Source organism: Robertmurraya massiliosenegalensis JC6, from assembly GCF_000311725.1.
Classification (GTDB): domain Bacteria; phylum Bacillota; class Bacilli; order Bacillales; family Cytobacillaceae; genus Robertmurraya; species Robertmurraya massiliosenegalensis.
The window spans coordinates 7,645-14,070 of sequence record NZ_HE978513.1 but is presented as its reverse complement, the minus strand read 5'-3'; the positions used below and the strand labels follow the sequence as shown (position 1 = coordinate 14,070).

At 32.4% G+C, this 6,426-nt stretch carries 5 protein-coding genes; all 5 read left to right on the top strand.

Annotation, left to right across the window (positions count from 1 at the left end; genetic code table 11):
- Positions 1 to 251 precede the first annotated feature (251 nt).
- Entirely contained in the window at positions 252 to 1,340 is a 1,089-nt protein-coding gene (locus BMSHG_RS09820; RefSeq protein ID WP_019154276.1) for an MraY family glycosyltransferase, read from the top strand.
- A gap of 270 nt (positions 1,341 to 1,610) precedes the next feature.
- A complete protein-coding gene (locus tag BMSHG_RS09815; RefSeq protein WP_019154275.1) occupies positions 1,611 to 2,654 on the top strand; it encodes a glycosyltransferase family 4 protein in 1,044 nt (347 codons plus the stop codon).
- Between the two features lie 267 nt (positions 2,655 to 2,921).
- On the top strand, positions 2,922 to 3,806 hold the full coding sequence (gene galU, locus BMSHG_RS09810; protein WP_019154274.1) for a UTP--glucose-1-phosphate uridylyltransferase GalU: 885 nt from the start codon (positions 2,922 to 2,924) through the stop codon (positions 3,804 to 3,806).
- A 562-nt stretch (positions 3,807 to 4,368) separates the two neighbouring features.
- Positions 4,369 to 4,641, top strand: a complete 273-nt coding sequence (locus BMSHG_RS27090) for a UDP binding domain-containing protein (protein ID WP_019154273.1) — start codon at positions 4,369 to 4,371, stop codon at positions 4,639 to 4,641.
- A gap of 353 nt (positions 4,642 to 4,994) precedes the next feature.
- Positions 4,995 to 6,371: an O-antigen ligase family protein gene (locus BMSHG_RS09800; RefSeq protein WP_019154272.1), complete on the top strand. Its 1,377-nt coding sequence runs from the start codon at positions 4,995 to 4,997 to the stop codon at positions 6,369 to 6,371.
- The last annotated feature ends 55 nt before the right edge of the window (positions 6,372 to 6,426 follow it).

Sequence of the window (6,426 nt, the reverse complement as noted above, 5' to 3'; positions counted from 1 at the left end):
CAATGATAATACTTGAATCTCATCAGCAACTACTGCAAGTTGAACTTATTTCAATTATGTTGATACGAAAGTTGAGTTTAATACTAATAGATCTGTTAGACAAACAACTAAAACATATGTGCATGCTTAATTTATAATAACGTTAATATGGTTGTTTAATTTAAGTTTATCCCTTAAAATTAGGAGAGTTAATCAGTGTATAATTTTACGTTAGTAGAAAAAGATAATATATAAAAAGAGGTACTTGAACAATGTATTCAATAATCGATCTTGTAATAGCTTTTACTATTTCACTTATCTCGACTCTCTTGCTGGTTTATCCAATTAAAAAGCTAGCGTTACGATGGAATATAATTGATTTACCTAATTATCGAAAGGTGCATAAAACACCAACAGCAAGACTGGGAGGCTTAGCAATTTTTTTTGGTACTTGTCTTGGAATTGTGTATCTTAGTCCTTCACATGAATATTTCCTTGAAATGAGTATAGGTGCAGTTATAATTGTTCTTACGGGACTTCTGGATGATAAGTTTCAAATTAGACCTGTACTAAAACTTACAGGGCAATTGATACCAGCAACTATATTAATTTTATCGGGTTTAATAATAGATAGAATTACACTACCATTTTACGGAGTAGTTGACTTATCGGGTCCAATAAGTGTCATTATTACACTTTTTTGGATTGTTGGGATTACGAATGCGATTAATTTAATTGATGGATTAGATGGACTTGCTTCTGGCGTTTCTACAATTGCATTAATCAGTATTCTAACTATGGCTATTCTTGATAATCAAATACTAGTAATTTTTCTGGCTGTCACACTTATTGGAAGTAATCTTGGATTTTTATTTCATAACTTCCACCCAGCGAAAATATATATGGGTGATACGGGATCGTTATTTTTAGGTTATATGATTGCAGTTATCTCTATTTTAGGTCTATTTAAAAACGTAACTTTATTTAGTTTTATCATTCCAATAATAATTCTTGCAGTACCTATTTTTGATACGATTTTTGCAATAATACGTAGGGTTATGAATGGCAAAAAAATAATGATGCCTGACAAGAAACATTTTCACCACCAGTTGCTTGCTGCTGGTTTTAGTCATCGTACCACGGTGATAATTATTTATGGGTTCAGTACATTCTTTGGTGGAATGGCGATTATTTTCTCAAATGCTTCTATTGGGTATTCTTTAATAATTGCAATTGTGATTTGGTTTATGCTTCATATCATTGCGGAGTTTGTTGGATTAGTCGGGAAAGGTAAACGTCCTGTAATTCGATTGATGAGAAAGCTATTCGGTGAAGTGAGATCCAAAAAGCAACACTCCTAGTTCTCTATGGCTATGCAGGTGGTATTCCTAATTTAGCTTATAATTAATTCTTCAACGGACATAGATCCATATCTAATTAAGAAGTATATATTAGTTTTCAACATGGTTTTTTAATTAATACACTATTCTTATTGCTTTTTTGTTTGAGTTCTTTATAATTAGGTAGGGAAAATATGAAACAATGAAACTATTAATAGGTATAAACCTTCTAGTAGATTAGAATTAGAAAATTACTGTAAATAGAATTCACCAATGTTTAGGGGGAAAGATATGACTATTTTTGCATTAGTCATTACATTTATTACATCATTAATTGTAACGCCATTTGTTAAAAAAATTGCATTTAAAATAGGGGCGATTGATCAACCGAATAACAGAAAGGTTCATAAGCAAGTGATGCCACGGCTAGGTGGTTTAGCGATTGTAATTAGTTTTGCTACTGGTCTGATTTTCTTTATACCGGATACAATGAATGCTTGGCCCATTTTAGTGGGGGCACTTTTTATAGTAGTAATCGGCACTTTAGATGATATTAAAGAAATATCACCACGAACAAAACTCGCAGGCCAATTACTTGCAGCTGCGGTTACTGTGATGGGAGGAATTCAAATTGATTACATTACACTACCATCAGGAGAAGTGCTACATTTTGGCTACTTTGCAATTCCGCTTACTATAATATGGATTGTTGGAATTACGAATGCTATCAATCTAATTGATGGATTAGATGGGTTAGCCGCAGGTGTCTCTTCAATTGCATTACTAACCATATCGGGTCTTGCACTTTCCATGGGTAATCCATTAATCGCACTGTTATCCTTGCTCGTTCTCGGTAGTACAGTAGGATTTCTTGTGTATAATTTTTATCCTGCAAAAATATTCATGGGAGATAGTGGTTCACTGTTTTTAGGATATATGATTAGTGTTTTAGCGGTAATGGGACTATTCAAGAACGTTGCAATGTTCTCGTTAATAATTCCTATTATTATCTTAGGGGTACCGATAATAGATACGACTTTTGCAATTATTCGTAGAATTGTGCAGAAAAGGCCATTAGCAGCACCAGATAGATTACATTTACATCATTGTCTTATAAAATTAGGATTCACCCATCGACAAACGGTTATTATAATCTATACTTTAAGTGCGCTATTTGGTTTAGCGGCATTAATCTTTACACGTGCGACTTTATGGGGTTCTACCCTGCTATTAGTAGCAATCCTTGTTCTAGTAGAATTAATTGTAGAGGTAACGGGTCTAATTAGTGATAAATATCGTCCGCTTCTCCATTTGATAGATGGCCGTAAAAAGTAAACATGAAAAAGTCAACCTTCTTTAGAATTGGATAAAACGGTTGGCTTTTCTGTTTGTACCATGTAGATATATCCTACATAAATAGCACTTATGGTGGCAAAATAAAAAATGAATAGTCTTATTGAAATTGTAATGAAATTATTATGAAGTCCATTTCAAAAAAATCCAATTTGCTTAACACTAATGATTATATGATGCTGTATTTTAATTTTAAAACTAAATTATTCATTATTCTATAAAATATTCAGAATATAAGGAGAGGAAAACATGCGAGTAAAAAAAGCAATTATTCCAGCAGCGGGACTAGGGACTCGGTTTTTACCAGCAACAAAAGCACAACCTAAAGAAATGTTACCAATAGTTGATAAGCCGACTATTCAATATATTGTCGAGGAAGCAGTGTCTTCAGGGATTGAAGATATAATCATTGTATCTGGTCGTGGAAAAAGGGCGATTGAGGATCATTTTGATATTTCCTATGAATTAGAAGAAACTTTAGCGAAAAAAGGTAAAACTAAAGTGTTGGAAGAAGTTCGTGCGATTTCTGATTTAGCAAATATTCATTACATAAGACAAAAGGAACCCAAAGGACTAGGACATGCAATTTCGGTAGCAAGTAGATTTATTGGCAATGAACCTTTTGCTGTACTACTAGGCGATGATATTGTTCAATCTGAAAAACCTTGCCTAAAGCAACTAATTGATGTTTATGACAAATATGAATGCTCGGTAGTTGGTGTTCAAGAAGTTCCAGATGATATGGTTTCAAGTTATGGAATTATTGAGCCGAAAAGAGTCGGTGGCTTTGATCCGCATACTTCTGTTGTTCGATCATTAGTAGAGAAGCCATCTATTGAGATTGCTCCATCAAATCTAGCTATTATGGGTAGATATGTGTTAACAGCAGAAATCTTCTCTATTCTTGAATGTTTACCTCCAGGCAAAGGGGATGAAATTCAATTAACTGATGCCATAGAAGCATTAAATAAAGAACAACAAGTATTAGCTTATGATTTTAGTGGAAAACGATTTGATATTGGGAATAAGTTAGGTTTTGTGAAGGCAACAATTGATTTTGCATTAGAGCGAAAAGATTTAAAAGAAGATGTATTAACCTATATAGAACAAATATACAGCACATACAAGAAATAGGAAGCAATAACAATGAAAATAAGGGTAATTGATACAGGGTATTTGTTTGGTTGAAATTGGTCATGAAGTTACAGGTTTGGATATTGATGAGAAAAAGGTAAATCACCTTTTTATGAAGATGGTCTAGATAGACAAGAATTTAAAAAACAATGTTGATGTATAGTTTGTTTCAAATCGACAATTCTTATTCCAAGGGTCAGCAGTGCATGATATATTACGGAGTGAGCGAAATGTGATGGCTCCTGAGGATAATGAAGCACTTCAAACAATTGAATAGGTAAACAAACCTTTTGGCATTGGAGTTTAGGAGCAAAATGTAGAGAATGGTTGCAAGAGGAATGGGGATGGACAAACATAGTGGGGAGAATTTTTTAAATGCTTAAAATGGATATGGTGTTTCTTGTTTCCTTAAAGATACTAACGCACTTATCTCCTTTGAAAAAAGTGTTGACTATCAAATCCAATTTTATAAAGTGATGTAAGTGTAAATGAAAATCAAAAAACGATTATTATTAATATGCTTTAGAATAGGTTTGGATCACTAAAAGGTCTAACAATTGCGTTGCTAGGTCTATCTTTCAAACCTAATACTGATGACTTGCGCAAAACTCCTTCTATTCCTGTCTTGAAAGCATTAATTGATACTGGGGTAGAAGTCAGAGCTTATGCGTCAGTTGTAACTGATAACGCTAAGAAGGTAATTCCAACAGATGTACAATTTCGGAAAAATACAGAAACAATAATAAAAGGTGTAGATTGTTTAGTTCTATTAACTGAATGGAAAGTTATTGAATTTGGATTAGATAATTATAAAGCTAAATTAAAAATCCAATAGTATTTGATGGACGGAAATGCTTTGATTTAAAAGATGTGAATAGATTAGGAACTGAATACTACTCTATTGGACGATCAGAAAATAAACTGAGACGTTTAAGATGGAAAAAGAGGCACTTCAAATAAACTGTTTTGGGGTGTTTTCATTTTTTGCAATAATCATAATTACGTGGATGGGAACATAAAGGATAGATTTTATATATAAGAAAAGCTCGAAAAATATCAAAAAATGTAGTATAATACTTAGGTATTTAATCAAATTTATAAATGAAATACTTATGATATTGTATATTAATTTTAATAATTACAATAATATTTCTAAACTACACGAAGACCTTGGGAGGCAGTAAGATAATGCAGTTGAACGAAGGATATTTGCAGAAAATTCCAACAATGCTAGAGTTTTTCTTTTTATTTTATATTATACTACAACCCTTTCTGGATTTAGTATCTTATTTTGGAACCTCGATATCAACACTAGTAAGGGCAATTGTGATTGTTATTGGATTTGTGTACTTACTATCGTATCCTAAAAAGAAAATTAAATGGATAACAATAATTTACATCCTTTTACTAGGTGTATTTATGACTTTGCATATCTTAAACAATTATATGGTTAAGGCACCTTACCATCTTATGCAAGAATTAACATATGCTGTTAAATCCGCTTATGTAGTGGAGATGTTAATTGTATATGCATTGTTATTTATCTCAATATCAAAAAAATGGGATTGGCAGCGCATTGTTCAGCGAAATATATTTATTAACATGTTAGTTATTGGTGTTGTAATGTTATTAGCTACATTAACAGGTACTGGTAAACTAAGTTATAACACTTATGAAAACTGGACTAATCTCCCTACCGAAGGGCATTCCGGGTGGTTTTACTCTGCTAATGATTTAGGAGCAATTTTTGCTATTGGTTTTACCGGAATGATTATTTATATGATGAATCAGAAGAGCACTAAGCTAAAATGGTTTCTTATTCCATTATTATTACTTATTATCTGGGCAATGCTTGAGGTTGGTACAAAGGTCGGGTTAGGAGCGGCAATCCTAGTTTTGGCTATAGGAGCAATAATTTCTTTTGTTTACGCAATTATTAAGAGGGAAACTTGGACAAACCTTTTTATTGCAATAATAGGACTTGTATTTGTATTTGCATACTTACCATATTCACCTGTCGGAAAGAATATAAATATTTCGTATTACAAAGAGGTTGAAAAAGAATCAATAGACCCAATTAACGAGATAGAGGAACCAAACGAGATAGAACAGCCTGAATTTGAATTTGATACTGAAGATTTACCGAAGAGATTATTAAGTGGGCGAGATCGTTTTTTAGCTAATGTTAAAGAGGATTGGAATGAAGCACCGGTGTCTCAAAAACTATTTGGATTGGGACCAGGTGGGAATTATCAAGAGAGTATAAAAATCATTGAAATTGATTATTTCGATTGGTATTATAGCTATGGCTTACTCGGTAGTATCTTGTTGTTTTTACCATTATTTTATTTTGCGTTCAAAATTTTACATTCCTTAATTCGATTTAAGTTCAAGCAGACTTCACCTACCTTGCTAATGGTTGGTGTTTCAGTTTGTTTAAGTCTTGGTATAGCGGGTTTTGCAGGACATATTCTATTAAATCCTGCATCAGGAATTTATTTTGCTATATTTTATGCGTATTTGTTGAAGTTAAGTGCTTATCCTGAAAAGGAATATAGATTTTGAAAACGAAGTTCTGCAACTTGATTTTTAGCAATATTGAATGAAAATTATAATTAAT